This is a genomic window from Clostridioides sp. ES-S-0006-03, assembly GCF_020662275.1.
In the GTDB taxonomy this organism is placed as follows: Bacteria; Bacillota; Clostridia; order Peptostreptococcales; family Peptostreptococcaceae; genus Clostridioides.
Genome location: NZ_JADGMM010000003.1, coordinates 290,126 through 309,959, shown reverse-complemented (window position 1 = coordinate 309,959; position 19,834 = coordinate 290,126). Strand labels below are relative to the sequence as shown.

At 28.9% G+C, this 19,834-nt stretch carries 20 protein-coding genes; 11 read left to right on the top strand and 9 right to left on the bottom strand.

All coding sequences use genetic code 11. From position 1 onward, the window contains the following. Positions 1 to 72 precede the first annotated feature (72 nt). Together IR151_RS05845 and IR151_RS05840 are read right to left on the bottom strand one after the other, a co-directional pair. Positions 73 to 2,172, bottom strand: coding sequence for a heavy metal translocating P-type ATPase (locus tag IR151_RS05845; RefSeq protein WP_227433579.1), 2,100 nt, complete (start codon positions 2,170 to 2,172; stop codon positions 73 to 75). Between the two features lie 64 nt (positions 2,173 to 2,236). Then, entirely contained in the window at positions 2,237 to 2,635 is a 399-nt protein-coding gene (locus tag IR151_RS05840; protein WP_227433578.1) for a DUF6110 family protein, read from the bottom strand. A gap of 745 nt (positions 2,636 to 3,380) precedes the next feature. Between IR151_RS05840 and IR151_RS05835 the strand changes: the two genes are divergently transcribed. Beyond that, the gene (locus IR151_RS05835) at positions 3,381 to 3,542 is read left to right on the top strand and encodes a type I toxin-antitoxin system toxin (RefSeq protein WP_227433577.1); all 162 of its coding nucleotides are present in this window, start codon (positions 3,381 to 3,383) and stop codon (positions 3,540 to 3,542) included. Positions 3,543 to 3,671: 129 nt separating this feature from the next. Here the strand turns inward: IR151_RS05835 and IR151_RS20400 are convergent, their stop codons facing one another. Both IR151_RS20400 and IR151_RS20395 read right to left on the bottom strand, forming a co-directional pair. Continuing rightward, positions 3,672 to 3,806, bottom strand: coding sequence for an FMN-binding protein (locus IR151_RS20400; RefSeq protein ID WP_413927350.1), 135 nt, complete (start codon positions 3,804 to 3,806; stop codon positions 3,672 to 3,674). Further along, positions 3,803 to 3,985 carry a hypothetical protein gene (locus tag IR151_RS20395; protein WP_413927349.1) on the bottom strand — a complete coding sequence of 61 codons (183 nt, stop codon included), beginning with the start codon at positions 3,983 to 3,985 and terminating at the stop codon, positions 3,803 to 3,805. Before IR151_RS20395 ends, IR151_RS20400 begins: the two co-directional genes overlap by 4 nt. A gap of 1,450 nt (positions 3,986 to 5,435) precedes the next feature. On the opposite strand from IR151_RS20395, the gene IR151_RS05825 reads away from it, so the two are divergent. From IR151_RS05825 to IR151_RS05780, 10 genes are all read left to right on the top strand, one after another. Continuing rightward, complete coding sequence (locus IR151_RS05825; RefSeq protein ID WP_227433576.1) at positions 5,436 to 6,770, top strand: phosphoadenosine phosphosulfate reductase; 1,335 nt, start codon at positions 5,436 to 5,438, stop codon at positions 6,768 to 6,770. Next, positions 6,767 to 7,303, top strand: a complete 537-nt coding sequence (locus IR151_RS05820; protein ID WP_227433575.1) for an IbrB-like domain-containing protein — start codon at positions 6,767 to 6,769, stop codon at positions 7,301 to 7,303. Before IR151_RS05825 ends, IR151_RS05820 begins: the two co-directional genes overlap by 4 nt. A 357-nt stretch (positions 7,304 to 7,660) precedes the next feature. Then, the gene (locus tag IR151_RS05815; RefSeq protein ID WP_227433574.1) at positions 7,661 to 8,359 is read left to right on the top strand and encodes a lantibiotic protection ABC transporter ATP-binding protein; all 699 of its coding nucleotides are present in this window, start codon (positions 7,661 to 7,663) and stop codon (positions 8,357 to 8,359) included. Position 8,360: 1 nt separating this feature from the next. After that, positions 8,361 to 9,131, top strand: coding sequence for a lantibiotic immunity ABC transporter MutE/EpiE family permease subunit (locus IR151_RS05810; protein ID WP_227433573.1), 771 nt, complete (start codon positions 8,361 to 8,363; stop codon positions 9,129 to 9,131). Beyond that, positions 9,128 to 9,895, top strand: a complete 768-nt coding sequence (locus tag IR151_RS05805; protein ID WP_227433572.1) for a lantibiotic immunity ABC transporter MutG family permease subunit — start codon at positions 9,128 to 9,130, stop codon at positions 9,893 to 9,895. Before IR151_RS05810 ends, IR151_RS05805 begins: the two co-directional genes overlap by 4 nt. A gap of 113 nt (positions 9,896 to 10,008) precedes the next feature. Beyond that, a complete protein-coding gene (locus IR151_RS05800; RefSeq protein ID WP_227433571.1) occupies positions 10,009 to 10,701 on the top strand; it encodes a response regulator transcription factor in 693 nt (230 codons plus the stop codon). Between the two features lie 19 nt (positions 10,702 to 10,720). Continuing rightward, on the top strand, positions 10,721 to 12,172 hold the full coding sequence (locus IR151_RS05795; RefSeq protein WP_255621504.1) for a sensor histidine kinase: 1,452 nt from the start codon (positions 10,721 to 10,723) through the stop codon (positions 12,170 to 12,172). A 359-nt stretch (positions 12,173 to 12,531) separates the two neighbouring features. Next, positions 12,532 to 12,624, top strand: coding sequence for an aminoglycoside 6-adenylyltransferase (locus IR151_RS20390; protein ID WP_227433570.1), 93 nt, complete (start codon positions 12,532 to 12,534; stop codon positions 12,622 to 12,624). Positions 12,625 to 12,666: 42 nt separating this feature from the next. After that, on the top strand, positions 12,667 to 13,395 hold the full coding sequence (locus tag IR151_RS05785; protein ID WP_227433569.1) for a HEAT repeat domain-containing protein: 729 nt from the start codon (positions 12,667 to 12,669) through the stop codon (positions 13,393 to 13,395). Positions 13,396 to 13,505: 110 nt separating this feature from the next. Beyond that, entirely contained in the window at positions 13,506 to 14,075 is a 570-nt protein-coding gene (locus IR151_RS05780) for a GrpB family protein (RefSeq protein WP_227433568.1), read from the top strand. A 214-nt stretch (positions 14,076 to 14,289) separates the two neighbouring features. Here IR151_RS05780 and IR151_RS05775 read toward each other — a convergent pair whose 3' ends face one another. The 5 genes from IR151_RS05775 to IR151_RS05755 all read right to left on the bottom strand — a co-directional run bounded on the left by IR151_RS05775 (position 14,290) and on the right by IR151_RS05755 (position 19,822). Continuing rightward, positions 14,290 to 15,627 carry a sensor histidine kinase gene (locus tag IR151_RS05775; RefSeq protein WP_227433567.1) on the bottom strand — a complete coding sequence of 446 codons (1,338 nt, stop codon included), beginning with the start codon at positions 15,625 to 15,627 and terminating at the stop codon, positions 14,290 to 14,292. A gap of 19 nt (positions 15,628 to 15,646) precedes the next feature. After that, positions 15,647 to 16,357, bottom strand: coding sequence for a LytR/AlgR family response regulator transcription factor (locus IR151_RS05770; RefSeq protein ID WP_227433566.1), 711 nt, complete (start codon positions 16,355 to 16,357; stop codon positions 15,647 to 15,649). Positions 16,358 to 16,554: 197 nt separating this feature from the next. Next, on the bottom strand, positions 16,555 to 18,675 hold the full coding sequence (locus IR151_RS05765; RefSeq protein ID WP_227433565.1) for an FtsX-like permease family protein: 2,121 nt from the start codon (positions 18,673 to 18,675) through the stop codon (positions 16,555 to 16,557). Then, entirely contained in the window at positions 18,665 to 19,417 is a 753-nt protein-coding gene (locus tag IR151_RS05760) for an ABC transporter ATP-binding protein (RefSeq protein ID WP_227433564.1), read from the bottom strand. Before IR151_RS05760 ends, IR151_RS05765 begins: the two co-directional genes overlap by 11 nt. A gap of 228 nt (positions 19,418 to 19,645) precedes the next feature. Then, complete coding sequence (locus IR151_RS05755; RefSeq protein WP_227433563.1) at positions 19,646 to 19,822, bottom strand: hypothetical protein; 177 nt, start codon at positions 19,820 to 19,822, stop codon at positions 19,646 to 19,648. Positions 19,823 to 19,834 lie beyond the last annotated feature (12 nt).

Here is a 19,834-nt window from a genome sequence, read left to right as displayed (position 1 = left end):
TAATTGTTTAAAAGTGCTTTTTTTAATATGAATTATAAATTTTTTATGTATAAATGTGTTATACAAGGGGGGTTAATTGTAGTTATAAGTATTAGGTTTATCTAATAAATTTGTCATACTGTTTAAACTTATTCCAACAGTAGAAGCATTATGCAAAAACGCGGATGTACTTGGTCTAATAAATCCACCTACACCAAGAAAAATCAAACCTAAGTTGAAAGCAATAATAAACTTAGAACTTAAACCAATTCTTTTCATAAGTTTATTGCTAATCTGTTTTAAAGTAATTAAATTATTTAAATTATCTGCTGATATAGTAATATCTGAAATTTCTCTTGCTATTTCAGCACCTTCACTCATTGCAATTCCAACATCTGACTCAGATATAGCAGGGGAATCATTGATTCCGTCTCCAATCATAATAACTTTACGACCTTTTAGTTTTTCATCTTTAATAAAATTGGCTTTGTCTTCTGGTAGAACTTCTGAATAATACTCATCCACTCCAATTTTACTAGCTATAGACCTAGCTGTTTTTTCACTATCACCAGTCATCATTACAATTTTTTTGAGTCCATATTCTCTTAAGTTTGAAATTACATCTTTAGCTTCTTTTCGTAAAGGGTCATTAATACAAATAACAGCTGATAATTTTCCTGATATTGCCATAAATAGGTGAGAATATTCGTCTGAAAGATTATTATATTTATACTCCTCGCCATCTGGTATAATACATTTTTCATCTTCAAATACGAAGTGTTTACTACCTATTATAACCTTTTTATTATCGACTTTTGTTGAAATACCATGTGCAATAATATATTCTACTTCTGTATGCATTTCCTTATGACTGAGACCTTGTTTTTCAGCTTCATGAACTACTGCATTAGCTATAGAATGTGGGAAATGTTCCTCTAGACAAGCAGCTAGTCTTAACATATCTTTTTTATTATAATCTTGGAAGGTAATTATATCTGCAACTGTTGGTTGAGCTTTTGTCAATGTGCCTGTTTTATCAAATACAATAGTATCTGCATAGGCAACATTTTCAAGGAATTTCCCACCTTTTACAGCAATATTATAATTGTTACATTCTCTCATAGCTGATAATACAGAAATAGGAATAGATAGCTTTAACGCACAAGAAAAATCTACCATCAAAATAGAAAGTGCTTTTATAGGATTTCTAGTAACTGCATAAGTAAATAGCGTTCCTAAAAAACTATATGGAACCAAGGTATCTGCTAGATGTTCAAATTTTCCTTCTACAGAAGACTTAAGTTTCTCAGATTCTTCAATCATAGTTACAATTTTTTGAAATCTTGTAGTACCAGCCTTTTCTTTGACACACATTACAATATTACCTTGTTCTATTACAGTTCCAGCATAGATGTAAGAGCCTTCTTTTTTATTAACTGCAAGAGATTCACCTGTAAGAGAGGCCTGATTAATCATTGCTTCACCAGATTCAATAATTCCATCTAATGGAATCATATTTCCCATATTTACACTAACTAAATCGTTTTCTTTTATTTCTGAAATTGGGACTAAAATTTCATTATCATCCTTTTTTAACCATACTTTTTCAATATTTAATGACATGCTTTGAGCTAAATCATCTATAGATTTTTTTCTAGTCCATTCTTCTAGTAATTCGCCTATACCAAGAAGAAACATCACTGACCCAGCTGTATTTATGTCTTTCCTAAAAATGGAGATACCTATTGCAGTTGCATCCAAAACAGAAATTTCTATCTTTTTATTTAGTAAAGAAGATATACCTTTTTTGAAATATTTTATAGAGTGAAGTCCTATAAAAAAAAATCTTAAATATTTTGGGAAAAATATCTTAGATACACTCTTTATAAATAGCTTATTTACTAATTTATCTCTGTAGTAATTATTTAACTCTCTACCAGTGTGTTCAGGGACTAGTTTTTCTATTTCGCTATTGTTGAAACTGAACTTAGTGATTTCTTTTATTATATAGTCTCTTTCACCTGTGTAATAAATAACAGCGTCACCAGTTCTATCATAAACCTTTGCTTTGGTAACACCATTTATAGAAGTCAAATAATATAGTAGAGTATCTGCCTGTTTGTTATTCAATTTACCAAGTTGTAAATCAAAACGTATACGACCTCTGATTTCATGCTTTATATAAAGATTCAATTTACTTCCTCCTGATACTATTAATCATAATACTTGATATTATTAACCATAATAATCGTTAAATTTATTCTGCTGTGCAAGTACTATTTTTTTCTACAGTAGTATTTTCCTTGATGTCTTCACATTTAATGCTATCAGAATCAGTATTTTTTTCTACAGTTTGTACATTTTCATCTTTAATAGTTTCTTGTACAACTTTAGTATCTTCCTGTACATTTTTTGTTTTAGATGAAGATAATTCTTCTAGTTCATTGATTTCTTTTGCCTCAGCTAAAATATCTTCCATATTTTCTTGGATTTTAGTAGTTGTTTCAAGAACAGAATCCTTAACTTTCAACGCTCCAGCAGTTGCTTTAGTACAAGACTTTTTTACACAATCACTTGAAAGTATTTTGACACCTACAGTACCTAAAAGTACTCCTCCTAAAAATATCCCTGTTTTTTTCATTTTTAAAATATTCATTTTATCATATCCTTTCATTAAGTTAAATTTTATTTATATATCTTATGTATAAAGTAATAAATGTTAAAAATAGAGCGCGATTTTACAAAAGTAGTATTATATAGTTCTATTATGTTTCGAGAGTCCTATACGCTTTTGTATAATCCTATATATTTTTGTATAGTTTTATGTGTTTTTTATATAGTCTATATAATTCTTTTACATTTTAATAATTCTCTTATATTTTAAAGAATTATCATGTATTTTAGAAAATTCTTGATATTTATTTCGAAAATTAAAAAGTTAATAATAATTGTTATTAATAGAATTATAAAATCATATGACATTTATTACCATTTATGCAATTAAGTATAGCACGCATGAATGTAACTTTCAACAGAAAATGATAATTTATATCAATTAATTGGCTTATTTTATGAAAAATATTATTTTATCACTACTCAAGGCTCAATTATTGAGAGTTTTATTTGTAACACATTCCTATAAGTATTACATTGCTTAGAGAAACAAACTTATTCTTGTTTATAGTTGATTTTATTATATTAAATCTAATTTTTAAACAATATTTGATGATAGTAGGTAGATATGATGCTGAAAAGAAAATGGAGTTATTAGAATAAAAACACAGGTAAAATATGGGAAAGTATATGTTATAATATTTATAGCAAGAAGATGTAACCTATAATTTAAGAGTGGAGTTCATACTAGGATAAAACCTACTTCCTAATGAAAGGAGGTGGGAAGTATGAATAACTTTTTACTTAATGTAATAGCTGGCGTTGTTGCTAGTTTAATATTTTACTTAATTTGTAAAGTATTTACGAAAGTAAAAAGCCACTCAACTCGTGGCAAGAGTAAAAGTGGCTGGGAATTTGATTTTAAAATCAAGTTCCATAAGTTCAAATAGCTTCATTTAATTATGAACTTCACTCTACGACGAAATAGATTGTAGTTCTTCTTGCTTTTATTATACCACAAATTGGTACAGATATTCAAAAACAATATTTTTACTCTTATAGAAATTTGTTAAGTATAGTTATCCTTTTATGAGTGCATTTTCGATTGCTTTTTTTATAACTTTACTTGAATTTGTTGCACCTGATACAGCATCTACATCTACTTTTTGCTTGTTAAGTACTTTATCAATAACTTTTTCTGTTTTTTTCCTCATTCATTTTTATGTTCCAAAAGATTAATGTTTGAAATTTTACCACTCTTTACAGTGACTTCTACTTTAGCAGATATGATATTTATATTACATTCTCCAACATAGGTTCCAAGGTATGCAAGTCCTATCAGCAAAACTATAACGATAATACAATAAATGATTTTTTTCTTGCTTACTTTCATTTCTAATATCTCTCAATTCTTTTAGTTAGAGTATTTGGTAATTGTTTTGAATATCTTTTGTTTTAATTTAATTTCAGATATATTCAAATATATAAAGTAATAATGTCTATTATAAGAAATTGTATAGTTGTATATTTGTAGATTTATCTTATCTATTTGGAAATAGAGCGATAAAGCATATCAAATCCGTGTTTAAGAAATTCCTGTTTAGAAAGTTTTACTTCTTGTTTGATATAAGCTTCTTTATTTGGTGCTGTCTGTATAATGCCAGATAACATTCCCAACAGTGAAAATTATAGTAGGCATAATTTCAATATCTTCTCTAAGCTCACCTGATAAGATACCAGCCTTTAGTAACTGTTTTATTTTCTCATTGATTTCTTCACCAACACGGAAGGTTTCTTTTTCCCCAGGTGGGTAGTCTGTATTTTCAAAGTCAATGTTGATTTCATCGAGGACTATTTTAAAACTTATTGCATAGAAAAACACCAGAGATATGACAATGTAGTGTTTATCATTTTCTGGTGCTATTTATATTAAATTATTTTAAAATTCTAACACTGTCGTTTTCAATTAATATTGCTTGATTATCATTAATAGTTTTTAATTCTAAAGTTTTAGAATACGCATTTACTATTTTTTCTACAGCTTTTCCAAATTCTCAATTTTGGAAATGTGGTACTACATAAAAATCAATTGAATTTAAGCTAGAATAGTCTTTTAAGTAGGGCGCTTTTTCTATATAGTCTATTTCAGATGAATATTTATTTTTTTATGATATTACAAATATCTGGAATATAAAGTGTTATATATAGTAGAGCAAATAAAGTTGTTAATAGGGGGTTAAGACCTAAAACTAAGCTGATTCCTATATCAATAAGCAATCCTATTGTAAATTTGATACCTTTATTAAGTTTCAATCAAATCACCATCCTTTTATTTTTTATTACCCAATTTAACTAAAAATAGTTGATTTTTATAAAAATTATTGATGTATAAAATTACTATCTTATAAGTTAATAGTATATTTAAACACTATACATGTCTATATTATTTTAAATATTATATATGTTTATATTATTTTTCTTATAAAACAATATAAATAGTAAAGACATTTTTAAAATTTACCTAAGAAATATATAAAAGAAATATATAATCTAAAAAATTATAAACTTGGAAAATAAAAATTTGATTTTAAAACATATGTAAAATACAAAATATTGAGCTAAATACTGAAGAAATAATGATAATTATGCTGTTGGAAAATTATGTAAAATAATGGTAAAATATAGTTTATAATAGAAAAATTGATTTATATTATAATTATATTTGTTTTTTTGGATTTATGCACTTAGAGGATTCATAATTTATGCTGATTACTACTAAAAGTGCATATATAATATTATGTTATAAGCTTTCATGAACTTCTATTTGAAAGGGGAGATTACAAATGGATAAAAGATATTTGGAATCCAGTGTATTTGAAGCTTTTCAAGACAGACTTTCTTATGTTTTCAGTGAATTTGATTATATCTATGTATCTTTCAGTGGAGGAAAAGATAGTGGTCTATTATTGAATTTAGTTTTGGATTATAAAAGAAAATATAATATAAAATCCAAAATAGGAGTATTTCATCAAGATTTTGAGGCTCAATATAGTATGACAACAGAATATGTTGAAAAAATGTTTGAAGACAATCTTGAAGATATTGAACCATATTGGGTATGTCTGCCAATGGCTACGAGAACAGCTGTAGGTAATCATGAAATGTTTTGGTATCCATGGGATGATGAGAAAGAAGAATTATGGGTAAGAAAAATGCCAGACAAAGAATACGTAATAAATCAAGAAAATAATCTTTTTACCTACTATAAGTATAAGATGAAGCAGGAAAGTTTGGCAAAGCAATTTGGTAGGTGGATGAGAAACAAGCATAAGGGTGCAAAAGTTGCTTGTTTACTTGGAACAAGAGCTTCAGAATCCTTACAACGTTATTGTGCTATTGTGAATAAACAGCATGGATATAAAGGCAAGTGTTGGATAACAAAGGAGTTTAAAAATGTATGGACAGCATCTCCTTTATATGACTGGGGACTAGAAGATGTTTGGGTAGCCAATTATAAATTCGACTATGAGTACAATAAAATCTATGATTTGTTCTATAAAGCTGGATTGCCTCCAAGAAAAATGAGAGTAGCATCTCCTTTCAATGATTCAGCAAAAGAGAGTTTAAACTTATATAAGATATTGGACCCAGAAGTATGGGTGAAATTGGTTGCTAGAGTACAAGGGGCTAATTTTACTTCTATTTATGGAAAAACAAAAGCTATGGGGTATCGTAGTGTAAAGTTGCCAGAAGGACATACATGGAAAAGTTTCACTTATTTTCTGCTTGATACACTACCTGAAGATATAAGAAATAATTATATTAAAAAATTTTCAACATCTATCGACTTTTGGCATAAAAAGGGTGGTGGTTTGCCAGAAATCGCTATATGTGAGTTGATAAGAAAAGGGTATAATATAGAAATAAATGGAATTTCTAATCATACAAAAGACAAAAAAAGTAGAGTCGTATTCTTAGGAGATATACCTGATGACACAGATGATATTAAATTTACTAAAGATATACCAAGTTGGAAAAGAATGTGTTATTGTATTTTAAAAAATGACCATATGTGTAAGTTTATGGGATTTGGTCCTACAAAAGAGCAAAGAATGAAAACAGAATACATTAAGAAAAAGTATGAAAAATTTTCTAAGATAGGAGTTAAGATGCTATGAAGTATAAAAGTCCTGTATATGAAATCATCGCTGTCCCAATTGAAAAGATAGAATCTAACGACTATAATCCAAATGCAGTAGCTCCACCAGAAATGCAGTTGCTGTATAAAAGTATAAAAGAAGATGGATATACAATGCCGATTGTCTGTTATTATAATCCAGAAAATGACAAATATGTTATTGTAGATGGTTTTCATAGATATCGAATAATGCTTGAAAATAAGGATATATATGATAGAGAAGGTGGAGTACTTCCTGTTTCAGTAATTGATAAATCACTTGATGAGAGAATGGCAAGTACTATTCGTCACAATCGTGCAAGAGGTTCACATAATGTGGATTTAATGAGCAATATTATAAAGGAACTTTGTGATATTGGAAAATCTGATAAATGGATATCAAAGCACTTAGGGATGGATATTGAGGAGATTCTTAGATTAAAGCAAATAACTGGATTATCCTATTTATTTAAAGATAAAGAGTTTGGACGTGCATGGATTCCTTTTGATTCTGATACTAAACAAGATAATTAAAAAGATATGTTTTTAGTCTAAACACTATAGAAATACTATTAACCTTTTTGGAGCAGTGTTTTAAAGAAATATGAAGCAGTATATTAAAGAAAATATACTTGAGTTTAAAGCTTTTGAATAAATACAAGTATTGAGAATAGAGTAGTGTAAGATATAAATTACATAATATTAACAAAGAAAAAAGAGTAGGAGGATATCCTGCTTTTTTTCTTTGTTAGTACTGATTAACTTTTTTCATTTATGAATAAATAGTATATTTTAATAAAAAAATTATAAGTGTTATAAAATTGTTATTTTTTCATGTTAATCTTCTTATAGAAAATGAATTTAGATTATTACAAGAAAGGATGAATAGACATGAAAGACTTAATTCTTGAAACAAAAAATTTATCAAAAAGATATGGAGAGCAGATGGCAGCCAACCATATTTCACTTCAAATTGAACGTAATAGTATATATGGACTTCTTGGACCAAATGGTGCAGGTAAGTCAACAACACTTAAAATGATTGTTGGACTTCTTCATCCAACAGGAGGACATATTTTTTTTAATGGAAAGCCTTGGCAACGAGAATCTCTTACAAAAATCGGTTCTTTAATCGAATCACCTGCTTTATATGGAAACCTTACAGCAGAGGAAAATCTACTAGTTCACACAAGACTTCTAGGCATTCCACATGAAAAAATTCATGAAGTATTAGACACAGTTGATTTAAAAAATACTGGAAAAAAGAAAGCCTCACAATTTTCTATGGGAATGAAACAACGACTTGGAATCGCTATTGCACTTTTGAATAATCCAGAACTATTGATTTTAGATGAACCAACCAACGGGCTTGACCCATTTGGAATTCAAGAACTACGTGAGTTGATTGCATCTTTTCCTGAAAAGGGAATTACAGTAATTCTCTCAAGTCATATATTATCAGAGGTTGCTCAGGTAGTTGATAAAATAGGAATTATTAGTGGAGGAAGGCTATTATTTCAAGGTATACCAGACCCAAATGAAAATCTAGAGGAATTCTTCTCTGATGTAATCTTAAAAGGAGGAAAGTAAAATGAATGGACTTAAATCTGAACTTTTAAAATACAAAAGAACATTTATGGGGAAATTGATTGTTTTTATTCCAATATTCTTTGCATTATATGCAGGGATAACACAATCAACAATCATGAAAAACCCATTATCTCAAAGTAGCTCTTGGTCATGGGACAGCCTTCTAGCCTTGGTTTTTAATTCGTGGCCATTTGTATTTTTACCTCTTGGTATGGGATTGTTTGCTACTTTGGTAGCTAGTCAGGAAAGAAAAGCTGGGAATTATCGCACTTTGCGTGCATATAATGTTTCACCTATGATTCTTTGGACTGATAAGGTTATGGCTATGGCAGTTTACACTCTGCTTTCAACACTAGTTTTGATAGTTTCAACAATTATGACTGGTTTGTTTTTATCAGAAGGAGCAATCCCATTTGGTAAGATTATTGCTGGAGGTTTTGTTTGTTGGCTTGTTTCTCTTTCACTTATCCCTATTCAGCTGTGGGCAGCTACATGGAAAGGAACATTTTTAAGTATGGGAATTGCACTTGTAGGTATGATGATAGGTGTTCTTACAGCAATAAAATCTTTATGGTTTGCAGTACCGTGGAGTTGGGCTATGAGACTGATGTGTCCTATTGCTGGTGTGCATCCAAATGGAGCTATTTTGGAGACTGGAAATCCACTTTTAGATTCATCTGTGATTCCTGTTGGGATTATCGTATCCGTGGTTATATTTGTTGTAATTACAGTAATTACAGGTATTTGGTTTAATAGGAGGGAAGTAAAATGATAGGAGTATTATCATCAGAGTGGCTAAAAACAAAACGTACAGCAATTCGTTGGCTTACATTCTTTATGCCTGTAGTCATTGCACTTTGTGTTGTTGCTTATCTGGCAATTAGGTCTGAAGTTACATATAAATTTGTTTTTGAAGGTTATTTTATAGTATGGACAGCAATTATCATTCCAGTAGGAATAAGTCTTCTATCAAGCTTTATTATACATGAGGAGGAACTTGCTGGAGAGTTCAATGGTTTTTTAAATACAGGAGTCTCCCGAATTAAGTTATACTTAGGAAAATTTTTTATATTGATTTTTTGTATGGCAGTCAGCACTTTTATTTCATCACTTATAATATGTGTCGGAATAAATATTATAATACCTGATGGAGGTAGCATTTCTCTATTTATGATGGCATCCTTACTTGCAGTAATAGGGACACTTCCAATTCTATCTATTCACTTGTGGGTCAGTTTTTTATGGGGGATGGGAGCATCCATCGGAATAAGCATGGGTGGTATTTTAATGGCTGCTTTGATTGGAGGAACAAGTCTTGGGGGTAAAATCTGGGTGTTTGTTCCTTGGGCTTGGCCAGTAAAGATGTCAATGTTTCCATCTATTTATTTTCAGACTACCTTATCAACTGCAATTTCTTCAGGAGCAGAGTCACAGCTAATAAATGCACTTAATTTAACAGGAATTGGACTTATCATTTTTCTAGTTGGTGGAATTATATGGTTTAACAGATGGGAAGGTAGAGCATGCAATGAGTAATGACTATGGACATTTTTATAAACTTGACCAATGAGAAAAATTATCAGATAATATATGAGCAGGTCACAATACAGGCTTGTTAATAATGCATAAGTATTGGAGGATAATTAAAATTGAGCAAAATATTGATTGTTGATGATGAAAGAGAATTGGTGGCCTTATTAGAAAAAAAACTGAAGTCAAAAGGGCATGAAGTACTTATCGCATATAATGGAAATGATGGAATTGAATTAGCAAAGAAACAGCCAGACCTTATTATACTTGATATTATGATGCCTGGGGCTGATGGCTTTGAAGTTTGTAGTACCATACGAGATGATGTAGTGTGCCCTATTATTTTTCTAAGTGCAAAGCAATCAGAAACAGATAAAATAAAGGGATTAACTCTTGGCGGAGATGACTATATAGTGAAACCTTTTGGGTTACGAGAATTGATGGCACGTATTGAAGCTAATCTACGCCGTGAAAAGAGGTCACAATATATCAATATGGAAAATAAACGTCCAAAAATGTATTTTGGAAAACTATGTTTAGATATACAAGAGCGTGCAGTCAAAATTGATGGCAAGGATGTTCACTTGACAAAGAGAGAATATGATATTGTAGAATTACTTGCATTGCATGCAGGACAGGTTTTTTCTAGAGAACAAATCTATGAAAAAGTCTGGGGATATGATTCAGAAGGTGAAGATTCAACAGTTGTTGAGCGTGTTAAGAAGATTCGTGCTAAATTTTCTGTGGTAACACCTAAAATTGAATATATTTCTACTGTTTGGGGGATTGGGTATAAATGGAACAAATTTTAGAGAAGGAGATTTTCATATAATGAAAAGCATAAAGAATCGGTCACTTTCAGCACAGTTTCGCAGAACACTTTTTTTAATTATAATCACCAGCATATTGGCGTCACTGATTACTTATGCTGGAGTAATTATGTTGTTTATTCGAGCTTTAAATAATAATGACATATATGGCGAAAATTATTATGAACAGCAGATACCAGAAATAGAAAAATACATTCATAAAAAAAATACAACTATTCTATCTCCTTCAAATGCAGAAGATTTGAACAATATGATTCATGGTGACGGATTATTCTATCAGGTTGTAGATAATGACAGTAACTTTTTATATGGTACATATAAGAAACAAATTTTTGAAACAAAGGAACAATTATTTAATAAACTAAATACTAAAATTATAGATTCGGGAAATTTTGTCAAGATTGTTCCTGTTATTGATGATAGTGGAAAAATCAAAGGGGCTGTCCTTCTTGCTTATCAGTTGAAACTTACTTATGCAAATGGAAATGAAAATGAGTTGTGGAGAGACGATAGGGTTATTATTCTTGTTTTGTTATCTCCTTTTATATATATTATAGGATTTACAATACTATTTTCTCGAATTCTTGCTAAAAATATCAATCGACCACTAAAACTCTTGATGGATAGTTCACAGAAGATTAAAGAAAAGAACCTTGATTTTGAAATAGATTATTACGCGGATAATGAACTAGGAAATCTATGTAGTGCTTTTTCAGAAATGAAAGAAGAATTAAAAAAATCCTTATCTGCACAGTGGAAAATAGAACAGGAACGAGTAGAAATGGTAGAGGCATTGGCACATGACCTGAAATCACCATTATCTATTGTAAAGGTATATTCAGAAGCTCTGATTGATGATACTGAGATTAGTGAAGAACAACGTCAATATCTTGCAGTTATAGAAGCAAATGTAGATAAAAGTGTCTCACTAGTTCAGCAAATGCAATATACTTCTGAACTTGAAAAATCTTGTATTCAGTTACAGTTAGTTCCTATAAATCTGACTGAGTTTTTGGAGCAAAAAGTATACTACTATGAATTAGAGGCTAGGAAAAAAGAAATATCTATCACTTTAAACATTCAAAGTGATATAGAAGAATCTATTTTGATTGATATAGAGAAATTGGAAAGAATCTTTGATAATATCGTATCCAATAGTCTTCAATATACTCCAGAAGGCGGAAAAATCAAAATATCAGCAAAGGCAGAAAAAGAATATATCTCATATGAGATTTGTGATTCTGGTACTGGATTTAGTGCTAAAGATATGCATAAAGTTTTTGAAAAATTTTATAGAGGTGATGAGGCTAGACAAACTAAGGATGGGCATTCTGGTTTGGGGTTGTACATTGTCAAGCAATTAGTTGAGATGCTTGGTGGTTCAATCAGAATAGAAAATGCGGAATGTGGTGGTGCATGTGTTATATTTCAGCATAAAATATTTAATCTCTAATCATTCATATTTAATTTTTTATTGTGTAGATATTGTAAATATATTAATAAGTGATTATGTTAAGTATATAAAAGAGGTATCAGCAATATGTTGATACCTCTTATTGTATTTGAGTATTGAAAAAATATCTTATAAGTTCTTAAATGAATATAGAAAGTTTCTACAATAAATAAAGAAACTTTCTACAAATAAAATCTGTTACCTTGACGTAATAAATATAGTATTATATAACTGTACCAATTAAAAGTAAATATATAACTTTAAGTTAGTTAAGGAGAATAATATGAAAAAATATTTACCTGTTTGTCCAGTAGAAATCACATTCTAAATGAGTTTATATGCGATTGTAATAATTTTTGATGTGTCTTAATAATGTGGCAAAAGGGATTTGGAGAGAAGAAGTTCCTTATTCTATGGATATGATAAATTATTATATCACTAATCTTGTTTAACTATTTTATGTCTGATAAAAAATAATAGTATGAGGTTAATTTATGAAAAGTACTAATGAAGAGTTGATAAAGCGAGGTTTTATTACAGAAGAATATATCAATAAATTTCAATCTTATTCAGATGAAGAGTTATTGGAACTAGCAAGTTCATCAAAAGCAGTTGAAAGGTCAGTTTATATAAATTTGATGTCAAAAAGATATGGAGTCGAAAATAAAGAATTTGTAGAGTTTTTGTTAGGAAAGCTTTGCGTTGAAAAATCTCTATATACGAAGATTGAGATTTGTAATGCCCTTGAAAATGGGAATACTTATACTGCAAAACAGATGATTAAATATCTTGGAACAATAGGAAATAATCAACATAAATATTTGCCAGACAGGGTTTCTAAAAAGAAGAGTTATCCATTGGCAAGGGATATAATTGCAAGAAGTTTAGCAAGGATGAATGTAGAGATTTTACCTGTATTGTTTGACGTTTTAGAGAGTGATGATAGGATTAAGATTTCTGAGGTAATTGATGCTATAGGATTTATGATATTTTATAATCAAGGTGTAGCTAGTGAATATTACTTTAAAAAGATTGTAAGTGTAATGGAAAAGTATTCGGAAGATGATTTAATTATTTGGAAATGCGTAATGTGCCTTTCTTCTTTTAAGACTCAAGAAAGTATAGATATTCTTGAGCAAGTTTTATATAGTGATAAAAATGATTTAATAAAAAATGAAGCTGAGTGTTCTCTAAGTAAGATTAAAAAAGAGATAAAGTTGTAGAAAGAAATAAAATCAAAATTAATAAAGTTGTAGAAGGAAATAAAATCAAAAGCAATAAAATTGTATAAAGAACAATCAAATTTGCTAATCTAAAAGGGGGAAACTGGTTTATGAGAAAACAGCTGTCAGATATGACATTAGAAGAGTTATGGAAGCTATTTCCTATATTTTTAACTAATCATAGGGAATGTTGGAAAGATTGGTTTAAAGAAGAAGAATCTAGACTAACTGAACTACTTCCTATGCAAAAAATTGTGAGAATAAGTCATATTGGAAGTACTGCTGTGAATACAATTTATGCAAAACCGATTGTTGATATACTGATGGAGATAAAGCCTGAGTGTAATATGCAAGAGATTAAAGAGATAATTGAGTCAGATGACTATATTTGCATGTCTGAAAGTGGTGATAGGATTTCATTTAATAAAGGATATACAGTAGATGGGTTTGCAGAACGAGTTTTTCATTTACATATAAGATATGCAGGAGACAATGATGAATTATTTTTTAGAGATTATTTGATTGATAATCCAAGCGTTGCGAAGGAATATGAGAATCTTAAGTTGAAATTATGGAAGGAATATGAGCATAATCGTGATGCTTATACAGATAATAAATCAGATTTTATTAAAAAGGTAACTGAAAAATCTAGGAAATTGTATTCTAATAGATACAGTTAGGATGTTATTTACTATATTTAAGTTTAATATATTTAAATTTAAGTTTAATATATCAATGCTTACTAAAAATGAAATATTAAAATCACTTTGAGACAGTTGAAAAAGCTCACAATTTATATGTGTTTATATTATTATTAAAATATAAATTAAGGAAAGTCATTTCTGGCTTTCCTTTTTGGAGTTTTTTAAATATATTAAGATTCTCAGCTTAATACTAACACAACCTAATATAAAGAAATAAAGAAAAATCTGTATCAGTATAAGAAATATTCAACTCTCCACTATACTTATCAACAATTTCCTTGATATTTTCAACACCATATCCATGAGATTTACTATTATCTTTATCTGAAATAAATAAACCATGTTTTTTAATGATAGGATTTACCTTGTTATTTGTTAATAAATAGCTAAAATACTCATTTTCACAACGTGCTTTTAGCACCACTTTTCTATTTGATAAGTCGGAAATCTTTAAGGATGCTTCTATAGCATTATCCAAAGAGTTTGAAAAAATAGTACATAAATCCATTGGCTCTATACCAAAGTGATTGTCTATATCTATATTAAAATGAACATCAACACTATTTTCTTCCAATTCTGTATGACGAAGATTTAAAATTGAATTAAGGGCAGGGTTTTTACAAAATTGCTTACCACTTAAAGTCCCAAAACTAAGTTTTAATTGTGTAAAATAATCTTTAGCTCCATCAATATCTTCAACTTCTAAATAAGACTCAATCATTTGGAAGTGGTTATTTATATCATGTCGTATTTTGCGTATCTGAACCTGTTGATTCTCTAGTAAGTCGTAATATTCTTCTTTTATATGATTCGATTGATTTTCTAACTTCATCTTTACATTTTCAATTAATGGATTTAAAAGAAGTATCACACCAATATTAGCTATGATTGCAGATAAAATAATTAGATAAGTACCATAAGGTAAGTTACCTAAAATAATATTATAATCGCTACCCATAGGAATTAAATTAGTGGGTGGCAAAATAATGGCAATTAATATTGATAAAAATGAGGATATACATACTATATCAATAAAAATCCATATGCGATTTGTAAGGTACTGTTTTATATTAACTAATCTATTTTTTAAGAAAAAATGTATCAAAAACCATAAAAATACTTTAATTATGGCAGAAACTATCTTAAAGATTGAAAGTACTACAGTATACTCACTTGAGCTTACAAGTTCTCTATATAGAGGATTGTTTATAAAAAGAAAATTAACACCAACTATAATAGGATAGAGTATCATTATAACTGATATTATAGGAATCAACCTACTTTTACTACAGACTATAAGGAGTATAAAATATCCAAGTAGTGTAAAAAGTATATTTACAGGGTCAGAAAGCCATATTATCATTTGACCAATAATAGAATAACCCAAAATCAATATTATTTTAAAAATCCAATGTTTCCTAAAATCTATAAAATAAGATGTTAGCTTATAAAGAAAAAAGGCCATAAAAATGCTAAGTAAAACTGTAATATAAATTGTAGCTTTTGATATTATTGAATAAGTATCCATTTGAAAACCTTTCTAAAAATTAAGATTCTAGCATATGTCTTGTAAATTTTCCTACAACTTCTTGATATTTTTGACGACTTATAGGAATTTTTTCATTTTGTACTTTAGCATATGTTTGATTTATACTGTTTACATAGTTTAGATTGACAATATATCTTTGATGTGTACGTATAAAATTAGATGGAAGAATATCTTCCATATCATTTAGTTTTCCATAATACTCTAAAGATTTGTCAGAGGTTACTACAGTCAGCTTTCTTAATTCACTTTTAAAGTAGAGAATGTCTTTTGTATTGATTTTACAAAGGTTAGTTCCAATCTGAATCGTAATAAAGTGTTCTTTCCATTGTTCTAATTTTTTTAGTGCTTCTTTTAAGACTTCACATATTTTTTCACTTTTATAAGGTTTTAAGATATAGTTTAAAGCTCCTACATCATATCCATGAAATACATAGTCAGAAAAACCTGTGACAAAGATAATTATAGTATCTTTTGAGTATTTTCGAATGACTTTTGCTATATCAACTCCATTAATTTCTCCAAGTTCAATATCTAAAAAAATGATGTCCATATAATAATTTTCATGTTCTAGATTATATATTAGACTTTCTCCATTTGAGTATTCTTTTATCTGGCAGGGATAGCCCCATAAATCCATTTCTCTTGTGATGATTTTATTTAGCATACTTCTTTGTTGTTTTTCGTCATCACAAATACAAATTGAAATCAATGATTATTCTCCTTTCAAGTTTTATATTTATATAATTAAGTATATAATAAATTGAGCTCTACCTAGATACATAAAAGAGAAAATATGTCTAGGTAGCAAAGTAGAGTCTTAATTAAATAAGTTTTGACTAAAATCGTACAGATAAGAATTATATAGACTTACTCAGAGAAGTTTTATCTAAAATAATTCAAGCAAACTTATTTTGAAATTCCAACAATTTCTTTAAATTTTTTGTAAGTCAACAGATATATAAGGTACATATAAACCCCACAAACCACTAGTAAACCTAGATTTATCAGAAGAGCATTGACTTCACTATGAACAATTCTACCATCATTGTTTACCATAATCATAAAGTTAAAAAGATATATTACAAAACTTCCAGTAATAAGAGGGTATGAAAAGATTTTCTTTAATTGGTTGCGAATACAGAATTTTATATAGTCGTTGTTAGCACCTAATCGACTCAAATCTATAAAAATCTGTTTGTGATTTACTGCTATTGTAACACCTCTTGTATATGCAATGATTCCCACAGCCGTAAAGCAGATTATACCTACATAGATAAATAACATCAAGAATACTGCTGTATTTTTTATCATATCTTGACTCTGCAAAGTTTTAAAATTAGGATAGTACTTCCATTGGAGATATAATTGATTATTATCTGGAGTTAATTTTAAAGAACCTTCTCCACTTGGATATTCTTCATCCAAAAAATACTTTTGACCAGTTGATTCATTGCGTTTTTTCACATATTCATCATACATAGTGTATGTTCCCATTTCCTTAGGTGTTCTTTTTATAATCTCTGACTTTAAATCATTAGCAAAAGCATAGGTATCTGTAGTTTTATCTACATTAAATAGGATAGAATTATTGTAGTTATTTATAGATAAACCTTTAGTAAATGCATTATAATCGTCTTCACTAAGGACATAAGCAGTCATACGAGCATTTTGAAAGAAAGAACCATTAAATATTAGGTTTCCAGAATATTTAAAAGGAGTTTCTTTTTCTGTGGCTGGGCTTGATATAAATTTTGGAAAATCATAATCTCTATTATTATTTTCTTTACTTACAACAGCAAGATATTCACCATTTTTTATAGTGATAGGTTTATCAATTAATTTAGAGAAATCCTTAGAATTAAAGAACATGGCTAAAGAATGTTTTTTCATATATACATCATCAATAGTTCTATCTTTATTAAATATTGATTCTGTACCATCTACAATTAATTCAATAGAAGGAAGTTCCATATAGTTTTGGATTTTTACTTTATGCTTATCTGCCAACTGTTCAATTTCTTTTTTAGATATTTGATTCACTCTTTGGTTATAAGTGAATGTGTAATCTATAGGATTCTTTTTAGTATTTTCATTAATTCCTGCAATCACATTAGGTATATAGAATACAGCAAATAAGGCTCCTGCAATTAAAAATGCAATAACACACATATTTTTTACAGTTTGCTTGCCCATAAATCTCATCATACTAGTAGATATAATATTTTTGTAGTATTTTTCTGGATGTTTTCCTCTTTTTGCATGTACTACTACATATGTCATAATCATGTAAATTCCAATAGCAGAGAATACATACGTAATGTTCCATATAGATGGCATCATGTAATTAAGTTCACTTATGACTATTGAAGGTACTACATAACCTAGAAGAAGTCCTAATACCATAAAAAATGTTCCCAATATACCATACCAACTTTTTACCTCATGCACTGGTTCAGAGATTCTTTGGTCATTTAGTATATCAATTATATTTGTACGATTGATGAATTTTACTGAAAGTAAGAAAATACATAGAGTTACAAATATACAAAATATGAAACCATATATAAATCCTTGAGTTCCAAAGTGGTATGTCATTTCTCTTGTATCAATAATTACCAATTGGAATATCTTCCATATACCAAAAGATACAGGCATACTCAATAGAAGACCTAAAAAACAACAGACTATTGAAATAAGAAGTATTTCTGAAAATAGAATTTTTTTCAATTTTTTCTTATCTGTCCCTAGAGCCATAAAAATACCAATTTCTCTACTTTTAAATTTTAAAAATAGGGAAGAGGCATAAGTAGTAAAAACAGCACATCCTAATATAGCAACTGCAAATATCATTATGGCTTGTTTTCTACTATCTCCTCCAGTTGGAAGGATTGTTTGCACTGTAGGACTAAAATAAATTAAAGCATATGAAGTTACTAAGACTACAGAAAGTATTATACAAAAGAATAATGTTGTATAGTTTTTCCAATTGTAGGCTCGAAGTTTTCCATATAATTTATTAATTGTCATCTTGACCGCCTCCCATTTCTTTTAAAAGTTCCAATAATTCATCTAGGAATTCACGTCTTGAATTTGATTTTACGACTTCTTTGTAGACCATTCCATCTTTAAGGACAATGACACGGTCACAAAAACTTGCAGCAAAGCTATCATGTGTAACCATGAATATAGTGGCATCTAGCTCTTGTTTGGCTTTTAGGAATGAGTCAATTACTGTACGACAAGATTTGCTATCAAGATTACCAGTTGGCTCATCTGCTAATATCAAATCTGGATTATTCATAAGAGCTCTTGCTACTGCTGTACGCTGTTTTTCACCACCAGATATTTCAGCAGGGTATTTTTTGCGTATATGCTCAATACCAAATAATTTGCATAGGCTAGTAGCACGGTTTTCCATTTGTATAACTTTACTACCTTTGATAATTTGTGGAACACAGATATTTTCAAAGACACTAAGACCATCAAACAGCATAAAATCTTGGAATACAAAGCCCAACTGCTGATTTCTAACTTCGGAAAGTTCTTTTTCTTGTAGGTTTCTTATATTATTGTTTCCAAGAGTTATTTCACCTTCATCAATTGGTATAAAGCATGAAATGCAGTTTAAGAGAGTTGTCTTTCCACTTCCAGATGCACCCATGATTGCAACGAATTCTCCTTTATTGATTTCAAAAGAAATATTTTTTAATACAGGGTACGTTTTATTACCTGCCTTGTATGATTTACATAAATTGTTTACTTTAAGCATATATATCATCCTCGCTTTCATTTATCTTGTAAGTCAATGATAGCATTTGAAAGGTGTATGGGAATATAAGTCTCGTTGTAAGAATTGGGTGTTTTTTTGTAATGTTTGAGTTAGAAAAATTTTTGAAAAGGTATTGTTACGATTATTTAGATAAAAGATATGTTGATGTATAAATGGTAGTCTTTTTTGTAAAATAATTATATATTTTTATTTTATAATATAAAAACACTATTTTTTTACTAAAAAAGCTACCACAATCAATAACGAAAATACAATTGAAAGTATTGAAAAAGTAAAGTGAGAATTTGAGTCATTATTGCGATTATTAAGTTTTATCCAAAGTCCACATATAATTGTACATATCAATAAAACTGCTGATATTATCCCTATAAATGTAAAAAACATTAAAATTCCCCC